Source organism: Psychrobacter sp. AOP7-C1-14 (assembly GCF_052376135.1).
Taxonomy (GTDB): domain Bacteria; phylum Pseudomonadota; class Gammaproteobacteria; order Pseudomonadales; family Moraxellaceae; genus Psychrobacter.
Genome location: NZ_JBQSVH010000012.1, coordinates 37616 through 59413, shown reverse-complemented (window position 1 = coordinate 59413; position 21798 = coordinate 37616). Strand labels below are relative to the sequence as shown.

General features: G+C 42.9%; 19 protein-coding genes. 9 read left to right on the top strand and 10 right to left on the bottom strand.

All coding sequences use genetic code 11. From position 1 onward, the window contains the following. The first annotated feature begins 471 nt into the window (after positions 1–471). Both ACT3QN_RS09175 and ACT3QN_RS09170 read left to right on the top strand, forming a co-directional pair. The gene (locus ACT3QN_RS09175) at positions 472–1074 is read left to right on the top strand and encodes a YceI family protein (protein WP_444523124.1); all 603 of its coding nucleotides are present in this window, start codon (positions 472–474) and stop codon (positions 1072–1074) included. Positions 1075–1606: 532 nt separating this feature from the next. Further along, positions 1607–3235, top strand: a complete 1629-nt coding sequence (locus ACT3QN_RS09170) for an FAD-dependent oxidoreductase (protein WP_444523123.1) — start codon at positions 1607–1609, stop codon at positions 3233–3235. A gap of 135 nt (positions 3236–3370) precedes the next feature. Here the strand turns inward: ACT3QN_RS09170 and ACT3QN_RS09165 are convergent, their stop codons facing one another. After that, positions 3371–4054 carry a TIGR00730 family Rossman fold protein gene (locus ACT3QN_RS09165; protein ID WP_444523122.1) on the bottom strand — a complete coding sequence of 228 codons (684 nt, stop codon included), beginning with the start codon at positions 4052–4054 and terminating at the stop codon, positions 3371–3373. A 303-nt stretch (positions 4055–4357) separates the two neighbouring features. Here ACT3QN_RS09165 and ACT3QN_RS09160 point away from each other — a divergent pair, with 303 nt between their 5' ends. Then, complete coding sequence (locus tag ACT3QN_RS09160; protein ID WP_444523121.1) at positions 4358–5323, top strand: alpha/beta hydrolase family protein; 966 nt, start codon at positions 4358–4360, stop codon at positions 5321–5323. 48 nt (positions 5324–5371) lie between these two features. Here the strand turns inward: ACT3QN_RS09160 and ACT3QN_RS09155 are convergent, their stop codons facing one another. Further along, positions 5372–6094, bottom strand: coding sequence for a putative quorum-sensing-regulated virulence factor (locus ACT3QN_RS09155; RefSeq protein ID WP_444523120.1), 723 nt, complete (start codon positions 6092–6094; stop codon positions 5372–5374). A gap of 196 nt (positions 6095–6290) precedes the next feature. Here ACT3QN_RS09155 and ACT3QN_RS09150 point away from each other — a divergent pair, with 196 nt between their 5' ends. Next, positions 6291–6881, top strand: coding sequence for a M23 family metallopeptidase (locus tag ACT3QN_RS09150; protein ID WP_444523119.1), 591 nt, complete (start codon positions 6291–6293; stop codon positions 6879–6881). Between the two features lie 108 nt (positions 6882–6989). Here the strand turns inward: ACT3QN_RS09150 and phoR are convergent, their stop codons facing one another. The 3 genes from phoR to dtd form a co-directional block, all read right to left on the bottom strand. After that, positions 6990–8081 (bottom strand): phosphate regulon sensor histidine kinase PhoR, encoded by a 1092-nt coding sequence (gene phoR / locus ACT3QN_RS09145; RefSeq protein WP_444523118.1) that lies wholly within the window; start codon positions 8079–8081, stop codon positions 6990–6992. Positions 8082–8139: 58 nt separating this feature from the next. Beyond that, positions 8140–8844: a phosphate regulon transcriptional regulator PhoB gene (phoB, locus tag ACT3QN_RS09140; RefSeq protein ID WP_444521230.1), complete on the bottom strand. Its 705-nt coding sequence runs from the start codon at positions 8842–8844 to the stop codon at positions 8140–8142. Positions 8845–8956: 112 nt separating this feature from the next. Further along, on the bottom strand, positions 8957–9409 hold the full coding sequence (gene dtd, locus ACT3QN_RS09135) for a D-aminoacyl-tRNA deacylase (protein ID WP_444523117.1): 453 nt from the start codon (positions 9407–9409) through the stop codon (positions 8957–8959). 113 nt (positions 9410–9522) lie between these two features. On the opposite strand from dtd, the gene asd reads away from it, so the two are divergent. Continuing rightward, positions 9523–10359 carry an archaetidylserine decarboxylase gene (gene asd, locus ACT3QN_RS09130; protein ID WP_444521232.1) on the top strand — a complete coding sequence of 279 codons (837 nt, stop codon included), beginning with the start codon at positions 9523–9525 and terminating at the stop codon, positions 10357–10359. 94 nt (positions 10360–10453) lie between these two features. Here asd and ACT3QN_RS09125 read toward each other — a convergent pair whose 3' ends face one another. The 4 genes from ACT3QN_RS09125 to fadB all read right to left on the bottom strand — a co-directional run bounded on the left by ACT3QN_RS09125 (position 10454) and on the right by fadB (position 15765). Continuing rightward, complete coding sequence (locus ACT3QN_RS09125) at positions 10454–11083, bottom strand: HD domain-containing protein (RefSeq protein WP_444523116.1); 630 nt, start codon at positions 11081–11083, stop codon at positions 10454–10456. A gap of 239 nt (positions 11084–11322) precedes the next feature. Continuing rightward, positions 11323–11898: an isochorismatase family protein gene (locus ACT3QN_RS09120; RefSeq protein WP_444523115.1), complete on the bottom strand. Its 576-nt coding sequence runs from the start codon at positions 11896–11898 to the stop codon at positions 11323–11325. 304 nt (positions 11899–12202) lie between these two features. Continuing rightward, the gene (fadA, locus tag ACT3QN_RS09115; protein WP_444523114.1) at positions 12203–13375 is read right to left on the bottom strand and encodes an acetyl-CoA C-acyltransferase FadA; all 1173 of its coding nucleotides are present in this window, start codon (positions 13373–13375) and stop codon (positions 12203–12205) included. Between the two features lie 230 nt (positions 13376–13605). Next, complete coding sequence (fadB, locus tag ACT3QN_RS09110; RefSeq protein WP_444521236.1) at positions 13606–15765, bottom strand: fatty acid oxidation complex subunit alpha FadB; 2160 nt, start codon at positions 15763–15765, stop codon at positions 13606–13608. A gap of 839 nt (positions 15766–16604) precedes the next feature. Between fadB and ACT3QN_RS09105 the strand changes: the two genes are divergently transcribed. The 4 genes from ACT3QN_RS09105 to ACT3QN_RS09090 all read left to right on the top strand — a co-directional run bounded on the left by ACT3QN_RS09105 (position 16605) and on the right by ACT3QN_RS09090 (position 20531). Continuing rightward, complete coding sequence (locus ACT3QN_RS09105; RefSeq protein ID WP_444523113.1) at positions 16605–17666, top strand: polyprenyl synthetase family protein; 1062 nt, start codon at positions 16605–16607, stop codon at positions 17664–17666. A gap of 71 nt (positions 17667–17737) precedes the next feature. Further along, complete coding sequence (locus ACT3QN_RS09100) at positions 17738–18556, top strand: DUF72 domain-containing protein (RefSeq protein ID WP_444523112.1); 819 nt, start codon at positions 17738–17740, stop codon at positions 18554–18556. Between the two features lie 27 nt (positions 18557–18583). Next, positions 18584–19549 (top strand): hypothetical protein, encoded by a 966-nt coding sequence (locus ACT3QN_RS09095; RefSeq protein WP_444523111.1) that lies wholly within the window; start codon positions 18584–18586, stop codon positions 19547–19549. A gap of 241 nt (positions 19550–19790) precedes the next feature. Continuing rightward, positions 19791–20531 carry an SDR family oxidoreductase gene (locus tag ACT3QN_RS09090; RefSeq protein WP_444523110.1) on the top strand — a complete coding sequence of 247 codons (741 nt, stop codon included), beginning with the start codon at positions 19791–19793 and terminating at the stop codon, positions 20529–20531. 120 nt (positions 20532–20651) lie between these two features. Here ACT3QN_RS09090 and ACT3QN_RS09085 read toward each other — a convergent pair whose 3' ends face one another. Beyond that, positions 20652–21281: a superoxide dismutase gene (locus tag ACT3QN_RS09085; RefSeq protein ID WP_179799490.1), complete on the bottom strand. Its 630-nt coding sequence runs from the start codon at positions 21279–21281 to the stop codon at positions 20652–20654. Positions 21282–21798: the final 517 nt, after the last annotated feature.

Here is a 21798-nt window from a genome sequence, read left to right as displayed (position 1 = left end):
CGTCTAAATACAGCATCATTGATGATGTATCAAACAGATAATGACATACGTAACTGAGGCACTAAGGACATTACAAGTATGGCAACTGCGTCACTGGCTTATTCCAGCACCCAACACCACCCTTCTGTTCGCTTAGCCTTTCCCCAGCGGGAAAATTAAACCGCGATTTTAACGGTTTTTGACGTAAGACGCAAGAAGCAGTTGTGATAAAGATATGTGATAAGTTGTCACTGAAAGTTCGAGAGTGTTGAGATAGATAACTGGTTTTAGTACAGTAATAAGGTTAGTTAAATTAATCAATAAAATATCTGAATGTAGCTAGGCTAACTAAATATGATCTTAGCTTCCCATTATATGTAGTATGCTCGAAAGGTAAAACTACGCCATATATACTCACTTTTACCATAACTTTTACTAACTCAATCATTCTCAATCGCTCATAACTTAACTGGATTAAATAAGGACTATTTAATGATAAATACTAAAATAAGTACGGTCACGAAAGCATTACTCGTTGGCTCAGCATTGGCAGCTACTATGGCAAGCGCTGCCCTACCGACACAATGGCAGTTGGATGACTCACATACTCGTGTTGGATTTTCTGTCAATCACATGGGGTTTTCAACCACCATGGGCCACTTCAATGATGTCAAAGGTATGGTGAATTACGATATCAAAGCATCCGATGAAGCAAGTATGAACTTTACGATTGCAACCGACAGTATTGATACAAACTGGGATGCTCGTGACAAGCATCTAAAGACAGATGAGTTTTTCAACGTCGAAAAGTATCCAACCATGACTTTCAAATCTACTCAGGTCAAATTTATCAATCCACAGCAGGCTAAAGTAACGGGTGACTTCACTCTATTAGGTCAAACCAAACCGCTGACCTTGGATGTCACATTAAATAAAATCGCTAATAGCCCTCTTACTAAAGAGCCAGTCGTTGGTTTCCGTGCTACTGGGACACTTGATCGTGCCGCTTATGGTATGACTGCTTACGCTGATGGCATCACTACCAATGTCCCTATCCAAATCGATGGCGAGCTGGTAGAAAAAACATCGGAGTAACAATCACAACCCTTGAACACTAGCAACTTTTAACAAAAGCAAAAAAGCGGCCTACCTATACAATTAAGGATAGGCTACTTTTTTATCTTGACGTTTTCGCTTCAGTTCATACCTACTACCTAATAACTACTTGGAATAGCGTGACAAATATCAATCTTGTGACGTTATTCCTCGTATCATTAATGGTCACATCTTACAAAATAACAAAGCTAGGCTATTTCTGATTTCATAAGTTTGCCACCTCTCTTGCTTACCCTATCCTTAAGCCAAAATTTTTGACTGACAAACTTCACACATATAGCGACTCGTTGACAAAACTCATGCATGCACTTACGTATTTCCCATCATATCGTCTGTAGTTCTTCGTAAAATAGACATATGGAGATGAAGAAACGCTAAACAATAGAAAATATGAATATTGAAGTTCGGATTTATGTGTTGAACTTAATCCCTTTCGCACATATATCAGGAAACATAGAACACTTAACACATATACCGAGCATGGCCTAATACAGCTGCTATAAAGGATATAATGACGACAATGACTCAGTCTTTCGATAAAAACTACGCTCAATCCTTTAACCGTGACGCTCATTCTGAGGTATTACCTTACGCGGCACAAAACAATCAACCTAAAAAGCGTGTGGGTATTTTAGGCGGTGGTACTGCGGGATCAACGATTGCGATCCGACTGGCGGCGCTAGGTCTAGAGACCTACTTATTTGAGAAGAAAAAATCACTTATTGATGGTCCACCTATGTGCCATTTGCATGCAGGTGGCAACCTATACCGTGAAATACCGGACGAAGATTGCGTAGCACTACTTAAGCAATGTATCGATATATTGCGCTTATACCCGCATACTATTGACGTTCGCCCTACGGTGTTTGCCGTACCGACACGTGACGAAGGACTACCTGAAGATTTACTACCGCGTTTAGATATTTTGACCGATGCTTATCAAGAGCTGATCGAGCAAGATGCCAACAACAAGGTATTAGGTGAGCCAGAAGATTACTATCAGCTTTACAGCCATGAGCAACTGATTGAACTGTCGGAACGTGAGCAAGTCGCTGTACCGAGTACAGTTGATGAGTGGATGATTCCAGTCGCTAGATATTTGGACTTGAATAAAGTTAAATTTCCGTTAATTGTTGTCCAAGAATATGGCTGGAATATTTTTCGTTTAGCAGCTTCTGCAAAGCTTGCGCTTGAAGAATACGACAATGCGCATGTATTTACTGAAACTGCTGTGCAAAAAGTTGTACCAGTAGACTGTGAAAATTGTACTAACGCTGACCATCATGTCACCAAATGGCGTATCGACTATCAACAGGCTCACAACCAAAGCAGTGACTCTCAGCTTGAGTCTATTGAAGTGGATTACTTAGTCAATGCCTGCGGATTCCGTACTGGTGTCATTGATGATATGGTTGGTGTCGAGGTCACGCGTATGGTTGAGTTTAAATCTTCTTATGTGACCCATTGGGACGACGCTGGTGGACAGATACCAGAGATTATTGTCTATGGTCAGCGAGGGACGCCAGAAGGCATGGCGCAGCTTACTCCCTACCCTGGCGGATATTTTCAGATTCACGGTATGAGTAATGCTATTACCTTATTTGATGATGGTCTTGTCGCATCGAACGAAAACAGTGCGCAGCCCAAACTGCCACAACAATATGTGCATTATATTGAAGATGGTTGGGATAAAGCACCTCTCCAAGCACGTAGCCAGCAAGCAATTGAATACGTGGCTGAGTTTGTACCGACATTTAATAGCGCGCGTACTGTTGGTAACGCGCTATATGGTGGACAGCAGATTCCTGGACAGGATGATACTCTGCGAGTTGCCGATGTGAGTTTATACTCTAATATACGCTATGCCCGTGCAGAAAACGTCAAAGCATCTTCGACCTTGATTGCTGCTGATCAAATAGTGAATGAGCTAACAGATCTAGGTTTGATAGAGAATGATATGCCTATGAATCGTGGTCGCTATGCCCATGAGTGGTCATACCTTGTCCATAACGATAGTCTGGCTGTTGATGAAGTCGCACGTGAGCTCGCTGAGCAGCGTGGATTCCCAATCGCGATGGCTCATGTCAATCATAGTATTCGTGAAATAGCACTGGACGATCTCACGCCTGTTGAAGCCTAGTTAACATGTTTTATTGATAATTTTTTAGTAGACACAAAAAAGGAGCAGATAACTGAGATTTGGTTACCTGCTCCTTTTGTTGCAATAGCTCTTAATATTCAAGCGCTCACTATGTATTGATAGAGGCTATCCAGATTAGCGATTGCTGCCAGCCATCTTTTCTGTATCTATATCATCATCTATAGTCACCACTGTCTGTAACATATCGATTGCCTCACTGATGGTATTGCATACCACTAGTCGATCCAAATCTTCCTGCTTCATAAAGCCTTGCTCAGTGGTATATTTTAAATGCTCAATCATCCGATCATAAAAACCATTGATGTTTAGAATAATCATCGGTTTTTCATGCTGATACAATTGACGCCACGTAGCGATTTCCATGATTTCTTCTAATGTTCCTAGCCCGCCTGGTAGCGTAATAAAAGCATCGGCATACTCTGCCATGACAGTCTTACGCGTGTGCATAGTGTCAGTCAAATGCAAGCGAGTCAGCTGCTCATGAGCGATTTCGTGCTTGAGCATAAAGGTTGGAATCACACCCACTGCTTGCGCGCCCCCATTGATTACTTCATCTGCAACCGCACCCATCAGACCGATACTAGCGCCACCATACACCAGCCCCATGCCATTATTTGCTAAGGCACTACCTAGCTCGCGTGCTGCCTGCTCATACACATCACCATTGCCCAAGCGCGAACCGCAATAAACGGCCACAAGCGGCATTGACAAGGTTGACTTATCGACTGCTTTTTCAATATTTGTAATGTCTTTGCTTGTGATTACGTCATAAGTATCATTGTTGATTTTCATTTGCATATAGCTTCCTTAATTATCTATCAGTTCTTATTGAGTGCTTGTTATTAGTGAAGGCTGCATACCGACACCTATCATTTATAATGTCATGCACATGATTCATAGGACAAACCCAACCAAGTCATACAAAACTTGGAAGTCATATTTGAGCAACTGTCTTACCAGCATTTATCTTAACATAAGCAATGCTACCACATAGTCACAACGATTTATCACTACGCAACGACTACACTTTTTAGATGAACATTTACTGTTCATCATAGCTCAATATTCATTATCTACTAATAAAAATACTAAGGTATAGCCATGGATAATCACAACGCTTCTCCTACTACCGAGCCATCAAGCTCCGTTGTTAATAACAATCTCACTAATAGAAGTAATATGAATGACTCAAGCAATATTAATACTTACTCATTAAGTATTATGACCGATCGCAACCAAGCATTGGCTGCCACAGTCTATCGCCCTAAAGATGCGCCAAAAAAAGCAATCATGATGGCACCAGCCACAGGTATTAAACGTCACTTTTATCATAATTTTGCGACCTACCTAGCAGAAAGCGGCTTTGGGATACTGACCTTTGATAATGAAGGAATCGGTGATTCACTATCGACTGATCTGGCGAAATGTAGCGCTTCATTGATCAGTTGGGGTCGCCATGATATGCCAGCCGTTCTGGATGCCTTACAAGATGAGTTTCCTGATGCGTCTTATCATCTTATCGGTCATAGCGCGGGCGGTCAGCTTATTGGCTTGATGCCTAACTATAAGGCGATTGGCTCGGTGTTCAATGTCGCTTGCTCGTCAGGTCGCATCAAAAATATGGGCATGCCTTATAAGCTCAAAGCCATGGGATTTATGGATGCGTTTATTCCATTGACTAATTTAACACTGGGCTATACGCCATCAGATAAGATCGGTATGGGTGAGCCGCTGCCACGCGGTGTGGCTCGCCAATGGCGTGAATGGTGCAACGGCGCAGGCTATGTTAAAACCGGATTTGGCAAAAGCATACAAACGCATTTTTATGATGAGCTCAGTATGCCAGCATTGTGGCTTGGCTTTATTGATGATGATATCGCCAACAGTGAAAATATGGATGATATGATAAGGGTGTTTACAAAAATGCCCATAGAAAAGCGATTCTTAGATCCTGAAGATTTTGGACTAAATCATATCGGTCATATGCGCTATTTTAGTAGTAAGACTAATATCAAAGCGCCGCAGCTATGGCAGATGGCGGTTAAATGGCTACATGACCAACCATAAGCTTATCGCCATATGACATTTTATATAGTAGACACGTAATAATGTAGGTTACTTTTCTGCGTTTTCCGCTTCATCCAGTTTTAAGCGTTTAGTCAGTGCCGAATACAGCGACGGCTGCATGTTATGAATATTGCCCATCATCCATTTAACATAGCTGATGGGCACCTCTTTGATCGGCTTGCCTTTATGCTTGCCAAACGGCATCTTGCTCACAGGGGTGGCTTTATTAGAAATAGCATGTGCTGCCGCAAAATCTGTCGGCACAATCTCTAGACGCTCGCAGCACGCTTGATACAGCAGATAGCACATTCGAGCATCGCCAAGCGCATCATGAGCGGCAATCGTCATTGCACTCGCTTCATCCTTGCCCAATAGCTGTTCGATACACTTAGACTGACCGTAAGTACGCCATTCTGGAAAGGCGGCCTGCGCCAGTCTTACCGTACAAATCAGCTTAGCAGAAGGGCTGCCAATCACACGCCAATCAAAGCGTACGTTATGACCAATCAAATACTCTGGTAATTCGAACTGTTCCAATTCAAAACGCTCAAGTCCAGCCACATCATCATCAGTAATGCCATGCACTTTGATGACAATAGGTGAGATAGATCGACCACTGTTAAAGTATTTCATCCACTCAAAACCAGTTGCTACATTGATAGTAGCAACTTGGATAGGTCTGGGATCACTGCCTTGATCTGTTTCGGTATCGATAACCAGTGCCGTTTCGCACGTGGCAGAAATATCAGCAGGTTTAAAAGCATCATTCATAAAGCATCAACCATCAGTAGCAATGTCGAGACATGGCAAAAGTATTACATAGATAAAACCATACTTGCTGTCTATGTCTTTGATCATAAGGATGTCTATGGGGGTAAAAGCTATAGATAACAATGTGATACATACGTTATGAGACGAAGCTTTTATAATAGAACCTCAAACAACATAAAATATATAAGAGACGTTAATGCTAGCAGACGGAAACAACCAGCCTCCCAGACCCTCTTTTTTTAGTCGTTTAATCAGCCTATTGGTTAAGGCTACCGTATTGCTAGCACTATTATTTGTCTTCGATAAACTGCTACCCAGTATCAGTCAACAAACGCAATCATTTGTGGTTGCCAAATGGCAGCAATTGAGTCTATTGCAACAAGAACTGCCAACAGAAAACAGCTTACCTAGTCCACTGCCAGAACGAAACCTGACCGATACTTGGGGCGCTGCACGTAGCCAAGGTCGCTCCCACGAAGGTATCGATATCTTTGCGCCGCGCAATACTCCCGTGCAGTCGACTACGCAAGGCGTGGTAAGCAAGGTTGGTGAGAATACATTGGGTGGACGTGTGGTCGTGGTGGTAGGACCAGGCGGTGCAGGACATTACTACGCTCATCTAGAAGACTATGCTGACATCTCCCCCAATGACTGGGTAAACCAAGGCGATGTGATAGGTTATGTGGGTGATAGCGGTAATGCAAAAGGAACTCCGCCACACGTGCATTATGGGATCTATATTAACGGCAGTGCGGTGAACCCTTATCCACTTTTGCAAAAGGATTGATAGATATTTGAAAGTATATCGTTGAGCCTAATTTAAAGTAGTGCTAGGTTTATATTAATCAAGAAACTGCTACCGAAAAACTATCCTTAATATAGGTCAGAAATTACATTAATTGGCCGTAGCAGATCTGACATAGTTTGAAGGAAATACCACACTAAATGTTGATCCTTCCCCTTCTACTGAATCGATTTGCAATTGCGCTTCGTGCTGGTGCAATACGTGTTTTACAATCGCTAATCCCAACCCTGTACCGCCTGTTGCACGGCTACGGCCTTTGTCAATACGATAGAAACGCTCTGTCAAACGGGCGATATGCTCTGGCGCAATACCGATGCCATCGTCTTCGACAGCGAAACGACAGCCATCAGACGTCCTTGTCCAACTGATAGTGATATTGCCACCCTTTGGCGTATATTTTATTGCATTGATCACCAAGTTAGACAATGCGCTATTCAAGTACATCTCTGACCCGTATAACCCGTCATAGGTATCTATATGCAAATGAATAATGTGTTTGTACGCTTGGTTATACGCTTGTGCATCGTCGTAGATATTGGTCAGTAGCTTAGTCATATCGATGTAATGCAGCTCGTGCGATTCTTCAATCTCAATTTTAGACAATAGTAGTAAGTCATTTACGATTCTGTTCATACGGGCAGTTTGCTGCGTCATCAACTCAAAACCGCGACGCCATTGTGGCGGCATATCTGGCTGATCGGAGAAATTTTCCAGATAGCCCATCATTACAGTTAAGGGTGTTCTAAGCTCGTGTGAGACATTCGCCACAAAATCCTGACGCATTTGTTCTAAGTGCCGCAGGCGGGTCACATCGTATACAAACAGCAGTTTTTCATCGCCGAAAGGGGTCAATTCGCACTTCAGGTATCGGCTAGGATCTCGCCATGATTCTATATGGACGCCATCGTTAGGTATCGTTGTGCCTTCATAATACTGGCGAAACTCAGGCACGGCGATAAAGTCAAAGATGTTCTGACCTTTATCTTCTGGTTGCAGCAGTAATAAGTCTTGTGCTGCTTGATTCCACCATTCTAGGCCGTCATTGTTATTGAGCAGAATCACGGCATCGCGCAAGGCTCGTAGTGCACTGCCAATTTTTTTGAGTTGCTCTGCTGTACTTTGAGTAGAGATTTGCTCTAGTAAAGCTGATTGCTCACTTTGTGCTGGCGCTATCTTGTCCATTTTTTATCCTTACTACTATCCGCTGCCTCAATATTGCTGCGGCATTATTTGTACAAGATTAACTCGGCTCAATCAGGCTAGAAAATCGATAGCCTGTTCCACGTACCGTCTGTATCAATGTATCACACTCATAAGGCCGCAGTAATTTACGTAGACGTTTGATATGCACATCGATGGTTCGATCTTCAATATATACATTACCACCCCATACCTGATCCAGTAGCTGCGTTCGTGTATAGGCGCGCTCAGGGTGGCTCATGAAAAATGCCAATAGGCGATATTCTGTAGGTCCCACATCAACGATTTTACCCGCAGCTGTCACTCGCTGGCTTTTGGTATCTAAACTTAACTGTCCAATTTCGATAGGTTTGTCGCTACTCATCGCGCTACTACGACGTAGTACAGCTTTGATTCTAGAAATCAGTTCACGAGTCGAAAAAGGCTTGGTCATATAATCATCTGCGCCTGCATCAAGACCATGTACCTTACTATCTTCTTCACTTTTTGCCGTTAGCATAATGACGGGTATTTCAGAGAGTAGCTCGTCGTTTTTTAGCATGCGACAAAAATCCACACCGCTCTTGTCACCCGGTAACATCCAATCTAATAGTATTAACGACGGTCTGTGATCGACCACTTGCTGATGCGCCTCTGACACGTCAGCTGCTTGCAAGCTATCAAATCCAGCCATCTCTAGCGTCATGACAACCATTTCACGAATCGCAGGCTCATCTTCAACAATCAAAATTTGCTCATTATACATAGGACATTCTCGGTGTTAGCGGACAAAATCTAGCATGTAAAAAGGCGATATATACTCACCAGTCTCTATCTATTAAACGGATTAATTATGACAGCTTGATGACACTCTAAAATCAGATTTCTAACAAAAAATTAAGCGGCCCATCATTGACGCTCGACACTTGCATATCCGCACCAAACTGACCCGTTGCTACGTTCGAATGCTTGGTTTTGGCATAATCGACCAGTTGTTCAAATAGCGCTTGCGCAGCAGCAGGTGCCATCGCACCACCAAAGTCTGGTCGACGACCTTTGTCTGTTTTTGCCATCAAGGTAAATTGCGAGACTAATAATAGCCCTCCACCAACCTGCTGAACGTTTTTATCCAGTTTACCAAATTTGGTAGGATCGTCATCATTTTCAAAAATACGATAAGTCAGTATTTTATCGATCATACGCTGTGCAGCAGCAAAATCGTCTTCGTGACCCAAGCCGATATACGCCAATACCCCATGCTCAATCTCACCAATACACTGCTGGTCAACAACCACACTAGCGCGCTTCACCCGTTGTATGAGTGCTTTCATTTACTGATTCCTTAACAGATTATGGCCATACAATAATATGCTGTCCATGATAAAATACCGTCATTAACTTGACTATTATTTATTACATTACACCTTATTTTGGTAGCCTTATTATGAATGTATTTACCACCTTACAACAGCTTGTACCGCAGCAAAAGCTCAGTAAAGTCGCTGGTCGTTTGGCCGCCAGTCGCCACCCTTATGTCAAACGCACTTTTATTCGTAGCTTTGCCAAAGCTTATAACATAAGCTTAGACGAGTACGAGCGCCAAAGTCTGAACGCTTACGAAAGTTTTAATGACTTTTTTACCCGCGAGCTTAGAGAAGACGCTCGTGCCATCGACGCCACTGCAAACGGTATCGTGAGTCCTGCGGACGGTATTATCTCTCAGCTAGGACAAATCGAAGACCACAAGCTACTGCAAGCAAAAGGTCGTCACTATGATATCGGCCAATTGCTTGCTGATAGTGAAGATGGCAGTTATTTTGCTGATGGTAGTTTTGCGACCATCTACTTGGCACCTAGTAATTATCACCGTGTGCATATGCCATTTACCGGCACATTGACCAAGACTCGATATGTACCTGGCACCCTGTTTTCGGTCAACAATACTACGGCGGCTAATGTGCCGGATTTGTTTGCGCGTAATGAGCGTTTGGTCTGTATGTTTGATACCAAGTATGGCAAAGCAGCCGTTGTGATGGTTGGCGCTATGATCGTTGCTGGTATTGAAACTGTCGCCACTGGCAAGATTGCTCGTACTGATGACATATTTGAGTCCGATCATGACATGCAGTTTGCAGCAGGCGAAGAGCTTGGACGCTTCTATTTGGGCTCAACGGCTATCGTGGTATTACCAAAAGCAGCAAAGGCTGATTGGCTAGAGAGTATGCAAGCCAATGGCATCGTGCAAATGGGTCAATTGCTAGGAATGGCAAACGCTCAATAGCATACTTATATAAAAACGATCAAAATATTAGCCCAGTTAAGCGTACCTCATCATGCTTAACTGGGCTTTTTTTATACCTGCTATTTATATAAATTTACGCATCAATCAGCCAGCCCTGTTGAGTGGCATATTTAATATTACGTGAGAGCCAATCATGGATAGGAGGGAAGCTATCTTTGATAAATGCATGAGCACCCGCCACCTGCGAGCGCGTAACACCAAGCTCAACCCACGTTTTACCGTTGGTATTTAGGTTAAGTAAAAACGGCAATAAGCGATCAATGACTCTGAGCAACTGGCTTTCTTTGCTGTTTCCTGTTTCCTGCGCTTCCCAAACCTCACTCAAATCACTAATACCATTGCCTCTCTCACGTTGCAATCTGGCAATGCCTGCACGTTCTTCAACGTGTGCATCAGTACGCGTATCAGCATACAAAAAAGTATCGCCCGCATCAATTTCACCCAAATCATGGACTAATGCCATCTTCAGCAACTTTTCATGATTGACGTCTAGCGCAAATAATTCAGCAATTGACCAACAGGCCATCGCTAAATGCCAAGAATGTTCAGCAGAGTTTTCTTTGCGAGTAGTCTGTGTCACATAGCTGCGGCGATTCACGCGTTTGAGCGCATCTAACTCCAATAAGAAATGAGTAACCTCGTCGATGTTGATATGTGAAGTAGATTCGGAATTAGTGAGTGATATAGAGCTGGCTTGCGACATTATTTTTTCTCTGGTTTTCTCTAGTTATTGGTTTTAATGCTTATAAGTTCTAGCGATTTTAAGTTCCATTGTTCAAGGTATTATAGTTAGTTTGTTATCTAACAATGACCAAAAGACTATTACCGTTATCAAAAAAATAGCGCTTATTTTACCAAGCGCTATCTATTATAAGTTAGAAGATAAATTATTAAATTGAGTCCCTATTTATCCAAGTCTTTAAGCAACTAAAGCCTAACCACCTACTTAATTAGATTAATAATGGTTTTAAATGCAGGATCCTCACTGCTACGGCACAACTCAAATAATATTGATTCGACAGTGCTGATTACCCCACCCGCACGGCGAATACGGCGAATTGCTTGCTTCTTGTCATAAGGAAAACGAGAACCTACCGCATCACCGATAATAACAGGCTGCATCCCATTGTCTAACAAATCTAGTGCTGTCTGCATGATACATACATGCGCCTCAGCACCAAAAAGTAGCACAGTGCTTCGGTTTTGCTGGGCCAAATGGTGCCATGAATCATTGTTATCGCAGGCACTAAACGTCACCTTTTCAAAGCTCTTGGCATTATCTTCTTCGAGTACTTCGCGTAGCTCTGGCAAGGTATCGCCCAAGCCTTTTTTATATTGCTCATTGAGCATGATGGGAACATTGAGCGCCTGTAGCCCTTTAATAAGAGTAATGGTTTTTTTGATGATATTTTCGTGATCATAGATATGCGGCGTTAAGCGCTCTTGCACATCAACAATCATTGCTTGGGTATTCTCACGAGCGATTCGATAGGTACGATCATTAATCATAGTAGACATAGTACACTCCTTGTACGGCTGACAGTTTCAACTAAAAGCTATTTTAGAATTATCATAAACATTGCCACGGTTCATCTTTCTCTTATTTAGTCATAGTTTCATGAATGCGTCAATGGAGATAATTTTTAATCGCTGTAATACTTTGGTTTTCGAATCCATGATTTACTAACTGGCTAAATATTAATTTAACCCATAAAAAAACCTCCAGCCATTATGACTAGAGGTTTTTTATTAGCAGGTAACTACTTATTGAATGTTTAAATAGTCTTACTCATACAAATGAGACTATATGAAATACTCAATATTAAACACGTTCAATAACAGTAGCGATACCTTGGCCAAGACCAATACACATCGTCGCTAGACCGATTTCAGTACCTGACTGTTCCATTGCGTTTAGTAGTGTCACTGTGATACGAGCGCCAGAACATCCTAGTGGATGACCTAGAGCAATGGCACCACCGTTGATGTTGACGATGTCTTGCTTGTCAGTCAAGTTCAGACCTTTTAGTACTGATAGACCTTGAGCAGCAAATGCTTCGTTCAGCTCGATGGTCTGCATATCATCAAGACTCATGCCAGCACGTTTTAGCGCTTTTTGGGTAGCAGGTACAGGACCGTAACCCATGATAGCTGCATCACAACCAGCAACTGCCATGCTACGGATACGAGCGCGTGGTTTTAGACCTAAGTCTTTAGCTTTTTGTGCGCTCATAACTAGCATCGCAGATGCACCGTCAGACAATGCAGATGAGGTTGCCGCTGTTACTGTACCACCTTTTGGATCAAACGCTGGACGTAGCTTTTGCATTTGCTCCATTGTTGCGTCTGGACGAATCACTTCATCAACTGTACATAGTTGTAGACGGCCAGCAGCATCATGACCTTCGATACCGATGATTTCATTGTCAAAACGACCTTCAGTGGTTGCAGCCCATGCACGGCGATGTGACTCAAGACCAAACGCGTCTTGCTCTTCGCGCGTGATGTTGTTCATACGGCCTAGCATCTCAGCAGTCAAGCCCATCATGTTTGACGCTTTTGCATAATGTTTAGAAGCAGCAGGGTTCAAATCAACACCGTGCATCATGCCTACGTGGCCCATATGCTCAACACCACCGATGATGAAGATATCACCTTGGTTGGTCATGATTTGAGCAGCCGCAGTATGTAGCGCCTGCATAGAAGAACCGCATAGACGGTTAACCGTTTGGCCACCAGCAGTTTTTGGAATACCAGCTAGTAGACCGATGTTACGACCGATGTTCAAGCCTTGCTCTAGCGTCTGGTTTACACAGCCCCAGATAATATCTTCGATATCATTGGTGTCAAAGTCATTACGTTCTACTAGCGCACGTACTAGTTCCGCCGACATGCTGTCAGCACGTACATGACGGAACATACCGTTTTTGGTCTTGCCCATTGCCGAGCGTACGCCATCTACGATGACCACATCTTTTGGACTTAAAGTTGTCATACTATCTTCCTTTTCAATTTTTATTGTCAGTGTAGTCAGCCCAACTTACAACTATTACTTCATTAATCTTGCTCAAAGTACAATAGGTACATTTGCGCTTGATTTCCTTGTACTAGCCTTAAACCGAACCAACTATAATCGTACGTTTACTACTGGAGACGATTCATGTCTCAATTGCTTTCATGCAAAATAGCAAACGTACGGCACTTCATCCTAGTAATGACTGACTATTACGCTGTTGCGTAAAAAGTCTCGCCTGCGGCTGCCATGTCGCGAATCTTTTGCGGCGCTTCATAAGCTTTGCCAAGATGTGCGTATTTTTCACACAATGCCAAGTAGTTATCTAGACCCATTTGGTCGACATAACGGCAAGGGCCACCGCGGAATGGAGGGAAGCCTACACCCATAATCATTGCCATATCGGCCTCAGCAGGTGTGCTTACGATGTTATCTTCTAGGCAGCGAACCGTTTCGTTGCAGAAGGCAATCATAGTGCGATCGATGATTGCTTGATCGTCAAACTCTTGCTTTTCGCTATCAGTCGTGGCTTTTAGCAACTCGTAAGTGGCTTCGTCAGCAACTTTCTTTGGCTTGCCGCGCTTGTCTGTTTCGTATTTATAGAAGCCGATACCGTTTTTCTGACCTAGACGCTCATTGTCATATAGATGCTGGATAGCACCTTTGTAGTCAGGCTTCATGCGATCTGGGAAACCATCCGCCATGACTTCTGCGCCGTGTACACCTGTATCTAGACCGACCACGTCGATTAGATAAGCAGGACCCATCGGCCAGCCGAATTTTTCCATGACTTTATCGACATGAGCAAAGTCAGCGCCTTGCTTAACTAGCAAGTCAAACGCACCGAAGTACGGGAACAATACACGGTTTACCAAGAAACCTGGGCAGTCGTTAACTACTACTGGCACTTTACCCATTTTAGAAGCTAGTGCAACAGTAGTCGCAACCGCTTCTTCAGATGATTTCTCACCGCGGATAACTTCTACCAATGGCATACGGTGTACTGGGTTAAAGAAATGCATACCAACGAAGTTTTCTGGACGCTCAAGTGCTTCTGCTAGATAGGTAATAGAGATAGTCGAGGTGTTTGACGCTAGGATACAATCGTCTTTTACTAGACCTTCTACTTCTTTTAGTACCGCACGTTTCACGTTTGGATTTTCTACGACCGCTTCGATAACGATGTCAGTCTCAGCAAAGTCACCATAGTTCAAAGTAGGACGGATACGACTCAACGTTTCACCCATTTTCGCTGGGGTCATTTTCTTACGTTCAACCATTTTACCAAGCAATTTGCTGGCTTCGCCCATACCAAGGTCTAATTGCTCAGACTTGATATCTTTCATGATGATTGGCAAGCCTTTGCTGGCTGCTTGATACGCGATACCGCCGCCCATGATACCAGCACCTAGTACAGCCGCTTCATTGATTTCATGTGCTTGTTTGCTGTGTTGCTTCGCTAGCTTTTTAACCAATTGATCATTCAAGAATAGACCAACCAAACTTTCTGCTTGTGGCGTCTTAGCCGCTTTAGCAAAACCAGCAGCTTCTACTTCGATCGCTTTATCACGTGGTAAGTTGACGTGTTTTTCGATGGCGCCGATCGCTAGTGCTGGCGCTGGATATTGCTTAGGGTTCGCTTTAGCAAAAATAGCACCTTTGGCACTGTTGAACGCCATGGCTTGCTCAAGCTGGTTTAGCTTAACTGGAGCCAGCTTCTCTTCGCGTTTTGCTTTCCAATCAAGCTCACCTGAGATACATTTTTTGACTAGGTCAATTGCTGCGTCTTGCAAATCGTCAGCAGGTACAGTCGCATCAACCAAGCCTAGCTTCAATGCTGGCAACGCTTTCTTTGGGCTACCAGTAGCGATCAGCTCAAGCGCGTTATCGATACCGATGATACGCGTACTACGAACGGTACCGCCGAAACCTGGGAAGATACCTAGCTGAGTTTCTGGCAGACCGATGATTGCTTTGTCACTCATGACACGGTATTCACAAACCAAAGTCATTTCACAACCGCCGCCCATCGCCGCGCCATTAATGGCAGCAACTTTCGGGAATGGCAAATCTTCAAAACGATTGAACGCGTCATTAACATGAACGACCCAGTCTTTAATCTCGCTTTCTGATTTTTTGAAAGAACCGACGAACTCTGTGATATCAGCACCAGCGATAAACACGCCTTTAGCTGAAGTAACGATAAGACCTTTTACATCATCGGCTTTTTCTAGGGCACTAACTGCTTCACCAAACTGTTTGTTGGTTTCGGCATCAAATTTATTCACGCTCTCATTTTCGGCGTTGTACTGCATATTGGCGATGCCATCCTCTAGCATTGTCACCGTGATGCGATTTCCTTGGTATACCATTTGAAACTCCTTTCTATATAACGAAAGCTACGTTTTTAATTAAAATAAATAGCCAGTTACTGTTAGTAAAATGGGTAATAGCACTGTGCGCTTGTCATGTTATAAAGACAAACATATAACCAGCTCACCAGTGAATATGTCTTTATTATCCAGCACTCATAATGATGCACGTATTTTTCGTCTCTTGCATGACATCATATAGCGCTTCATTTATATACTGCTGTTGCAGGTACTGATGTTCAAAATACTGACTGAGACTTGGTCTAGCACTCAGTATCGACGATTGAGCTTCCTGAGAAGAAACTCAGTAGGGTCATCATCAGACCATTTTCACGTCAATTAGTGTAGGGGATTATGCCCCTAACTGTCACAAGCTAATACCATACTCGCAAGTCACTCTTAAATCACTTGCAGGCATTTACCTTGCGCTAAAAGTGTTTTAGTGAATAAATGTATACTGAATTGTTATTTTAGATTTATTTTGTGTTATTGACCTAATGCATGCCATCTTTGGAATGACAGTTAATTAGCATTAATTAATAATTGCCATTTAATTAATGCCACTTAGCTACTGTAATGAGATTCACGCACCAGTCTAGCTTGCTCTTTTATCAGAACATATTCAACCAAAGAGTGACATCATCCATCCGTAACAAAATCTTGTCGTTGTATTGCAGCTAAGACTGCTTTGCTTTTAAATGGACTTTGGCAAAAAAGTGCAAAAAAACATCGATTGATACCGTGTGTCACATAAGCGATATGACCGATCATGCTACACTAATAGCGTTTTTACCTTATCCCTAATAAGTTTTACTGTATCCTTGATAAATGGTTGGATTATGACTGTTTCCCTTACTTCTAGTACTACCTCTACTGGCTTTATTCTTTCTGACTTTGTCTCTTTTCAAAGCACTGAGCAATTTCATGGTGCTGTGCGTGCGCAACTGGCGCAAGATATCGAGGTATTGTTTGCTTATGCCAAGCTTCCTAGCCCGCTGGTAGATGCTTGCCGTTATGTAATGACTGAACAAGGTAAATTGGTACGTCCACTGATGGTTGCTAGCGCTTTTGCCAGTATCAATAGCAGCAATAATGAACATACAGACGAGCATGATAATGACATCGATACTCTCGATGGCGATCTGGACGCACTATTAGAAAACGACTCAGACTACGATATGTCGCGCCGTGCCGCATTAGCTGTAGAGCTGCTGCATACTTATTCGTTGGTGCATGATGACTTGCCATGTATGGATGATGATGAGCTGCGCCGTGGACAGCCAACTGCTCATATTGTCTTCGATGAAGCGACGGCTCTACTGGCCGGAGATGTATTGCAGACGCTAGCCTTTGAAGTACTAACCGCAGAAATGCCAACTTTTGCGCCATTTGATGCAGACATCGCAAGTCAGCTATTAGCAATATTTGCGCCGCGCGCCAGACGCATGGTGTCTGGTCAAATGCTAGACCTCAATGCTGAAGCCAGTGCCAGTATTGCGCAGAATGATCTAGAAGCCATCCACCGTGACAAGACAGGGGCGTTGATAGAAGCGGCGATGCTGATGGGCGGCGTCTGTGCTGGTGCAACGGCACCTCAGCGTATGGCACTACAAGAGTGCGCGCAACATATCGGTCTAGCCTTTCAAGTGCAGGACGATGTGCTAGACGTCACCATGACGACTGATACCCTTGGTAAACCTGCGGGTAGCGATGAAAAACTAGATAAATCAACCTATGTAAAACTGATGGGTGTCGATGATGCGACCAGCTATGCGCAATCGCTATTCAATGATGGACGCGCAGCAATCCGTCGTGAGCTTGGTAGCGACAAAAAAAGCATTGGCACAGACAATGACGCGCTACTAGCACTGATTGAATGGCTTTGGTCACGTAAAAAGTAACTTGTCGAATAAGCGACAATAAAAGATATCGTAGTAAACTTTATTACCCAAAACGGCAGTGAGTGGTCAACATGGACAGTTCCCCTACCCCGCGCATTTATCTTGGCACAGGTGGTTATAGCGATACCGATTTGCTCGGTACGCTGTATCCCACTGGCACTAAAAAGACCGACTTCTTACGTGAATATGCCAAGCAATATGGCGCAGTCGAGATCAACAGCACATTTTATGCGCCCATCGGGCAAAAAGCCTTTGCTGGGATGGTTGATAAAGCTTATGTACAGGCGGACAGCCAGTTGAAGTTCGCCGTCAAGCTGCATCAAGACTTTACTCATGCGCGTAAAGGCACTGCCGAGCATGCACGGGCATTCCTAAACGCGCTATCCCCACTTATCGAAGCAAACGCTTTAGCGCCTTTATTACTTCAGTTCCCACACGGCTTTGACCGTACTCGTGAGCATCGTTTATATCTAGCAGATCTTGTCAGTTGGTTTCAAGAATATCCACTCGCTATTGAGTTTCGTCATAACGGCTGGCATACGCCGCAAGTGGTCGATAGCTTTGTGCAGCAAGGACTTATCTGGTGTAGCGTCGATTATCCAAAGGCTGGCGGATTACCACCGTCACGATTGATATTTACTGAGCGCACAGGCTATCTACGCATGCACGGCAATAATCTAAACTGGTGGGATGCCATGAGCGCGGCTGACCGTCATGACTATCGTTATAGTGAGGCGGAGATGCAGGACTGGGCGCAGGCGATTGCCAATCAGCGTCAGCATTTTGATACGCTTTATATTTTCTTTCAAAATACTGTCAATGCGCATGCCTATTATAATATTGCGACGCTGCGAGAAGCGTTGGGTAAGTTTGGGTTTGAGGTGTTGTAATTTTGACAAATAAAAAAAAGATGACAAATGTCAAATTGGTTACTAGATAGGTTATTTGATGCTGGTGATCAGCCTAAATCAAGATTCGCATTTCAGGGCACTGTTAATTGGATGCGGGCTCTAGCTGAGGTGATTGATAGCGGAGTTTGTGATAAAGTGAATCTTAATAATCTATATCAGAAGGTTCAAAGAAGGAATGTCAACCCAGAAGCGGATAACTGGGTCTTTAAAAATATGCATATGGCTTACAACAACCTAGCAGCTTTAAATACTATGGATAATGAAGCTATAGATAAATACGATATCTGTAGTTCTGCAATCGTATCATGGTATTACGCAATCTATTTTGCTAGTAGCGCTATGATTGCTGCGTCTTCAGGCTCGAAACAAGAAAACCATACTGCAACCGCAAGAGTATGGCAAGCAGATATAGCAGAAAAGGGACTTATCCTCTATCCTTTCGACCTTTATCTAAGTAGCTTAGTTATTAGTAAGGCTGAAGCTGAGATTGCAGTTTATCGAGGGGACAACAAATTCGATTTAAATCAAAAAGCTGGAGGTTTAGATATTGCTCATGGAGGTATCGTCTCTTATCTAAAAGGTACACACAAATATAAAAGAGAAGAATCGGAAGAACGTATTCAAAATACGAAAGAGTTCAAAGCTCTCGAAGTCGATAACTTTCGAAAGAAAATTGCTAGAGAACTTAGAGACAAAACCTTAGACAAAGGACAAGTAAATTTCTTAATTCAAGCTTTTAGATACCGAGGTAAAGCTCATTATAGAGATTCTATATTTCTATCTTATGGTGATAATCATATAGAGTCTATTGAGCAACTAATTAAAGATTTAAATGTAGTTGCACTTGGGTTCATACGTGCAGCATCTCATTATTGTTCAATCAGAGTAGAAAAAGGGACTTGGGAATTATTTGTCAATGATATCAAAAGTAATACACGCTTATCTTTAGATGTCGAAACTATAGCTGTATAAACGATTATCCAGAAAAGGACACTCATCATGTCCTTTTCCTATTTAAACCCTTCGCAGCTCAAAACCACACACTCAAACCTATAGAAACCCAGCTCATACATTTATCTAAAAACAAGCCTACAGAACCTCTCTACTCATTGTCTTTGCACACTGCTAATGTCTATATCGTCAATTAATGATTATCAGTCAATTTGCCACACAGGCGTGTTGATATCTATCTACAAAAACAGAGAGAATAACAATGACAACACTAAAAAATAAAGTCGCGATTGTGACCGGTTCATCAAAAGGTATCGGCGCACAGATAGCCGTGCTACTAGCAGAATCAGGGGCTAAAACCGTCATCAACTATGCAAATGATGACGCAGCAGCGAATGATATCGTCAGTCAGATTAAAGCAGCAGGCGGTGAAGCCATCGCTGTGCAAGCAGATATCAGTGACTCTCAGCAAGTCGCTACGCTGTTTGATGCCACTATCAATACGTTTGGCAAGCCTGATATCTTAGTGAATAGCGCCGGTATAATGGATAATAAACCCATTGCAGAAACCACCGACGAAGACTTTGACCGTACCTTTGCCGTTAATGCAAAAGGCACATTTAATACACTTCGTGAGGCAGCAACCAAGCTTAATGACGGCGGCCGTATCGTCAACCTATCTAGCACCACCACTCGTATGATGCTGCCCACTTATGGTACTTATTGCGCGACTAAAGGCGCAGTCGAGCAGATGACCCGAGTCTTTGCCAAAGAGATTGGTGAGCGAGGAATTACGGTCAACGCTGTGTCACCTGGTCCAACAGATACCGAGCTATTCAATCAAGGAAAATCGGACAAAACCATCGAAAAGCTCGCCAGCATGTCAGCGTTCAACCGTATCGGCGAACCAGTTGATATCGCCCGTGTCGTATTATTTCTAGTGGGTGAGGAAGCTGCTTGGATCACTGGGCAAAATATCGGTGCTAACGGCGGTGTGGCTTAACCAATCGCTGCCTAACTAAATATACGCAATTTGACTAGAAATCAAAATAGAAAAACTCATAAGCAAAAAAAAGGACACCTCGCGGTGTCCTTTTTCAATCAAACATCTAGTCGTTAAAGATTACTCTTCAACGCCAGCGTCTTGACCTTTATATTTTGCGTTTGCGTAGTCCCAGTTCACTAGCTTGTCTAGGAACGTATCAACATAGTCAGGACGACGGTTACGGTAATCTACATAGTACGCGTGTTCCCATACATCACAAGTCAATACTGCTACTTGGTCATGTGCAAGTGGAGTGTCAGCGTTAGCAGTTTTGGCGATTGACAATTTGCCGCCGACTTTATCAGCGACTAGCCATGCCCAGCCTGAACCAAACTGAGTCAATGCTGCGTTTTTGAACTCTTCGCGGAACTTGTCGTAGCTACCGAAATCTTCTTCGATTTTTGCTTTTAGATCGCCAGTAGGTTCGCCGCCGCCGTTTGTTGGCGTCATGCAGTTCCAGTAGAACGTGTGGTTCCATACTTGAGCTGCTTGGTTGAACATACCTTGCTTGCTGTCATCTTTAGCAGTCGCTACGATGATTTCTGGCAATGTTTTGTCTTCTAGACCAGAACCTGGTAGCAAGTCGTTGAGCTTAGTGACATATGCATTGTGATGCTTGTCATGATGATACTCTAGCGTTTCAGCACTGATATGTGGCTCTAGTGCGTCTTTTGCATATGGTAGATCTGGTAAAGTAATGTTTGACATAATTATTTTATCCTTGCTGTTTAGTCGTTAGTTTATAAAAACTTGCTTATAGAAACTGAATTTTACGCTATTTTTACACCGCAAAAAACACTATAAAATAGCGGACTAAATTGGCTGAGTTTATTGTTTAAAATGAACTTTATCGCTTGATACACGGTACTGCTCAATACAATATCACGTATCGTTATGAATCCAAAATTAACCTATCAGTTACTTATTGCTATTATTCTTTGCCCAAAAGCCAAGCGTTTGACTTTATAAGCTTTTATTAACTTAATATTCACAAGCCATAAGATATATTTCACTGTAGCTTGTCGCCTATTATAGCAATAGCAACCAATAATATCAGTTACCAAATGTTATAGCCCGAACAATCTGCATAGCGATTGGTTATTTATTAAGCAGTAATTGCACTCACTTCAAACTCATGCGTTATCATTATTAGTATAACCACTTAAAACGACAAATAATTTATCGATTAGCCTTAAAGAAGATAAATAAAACCTACTCGAATAAT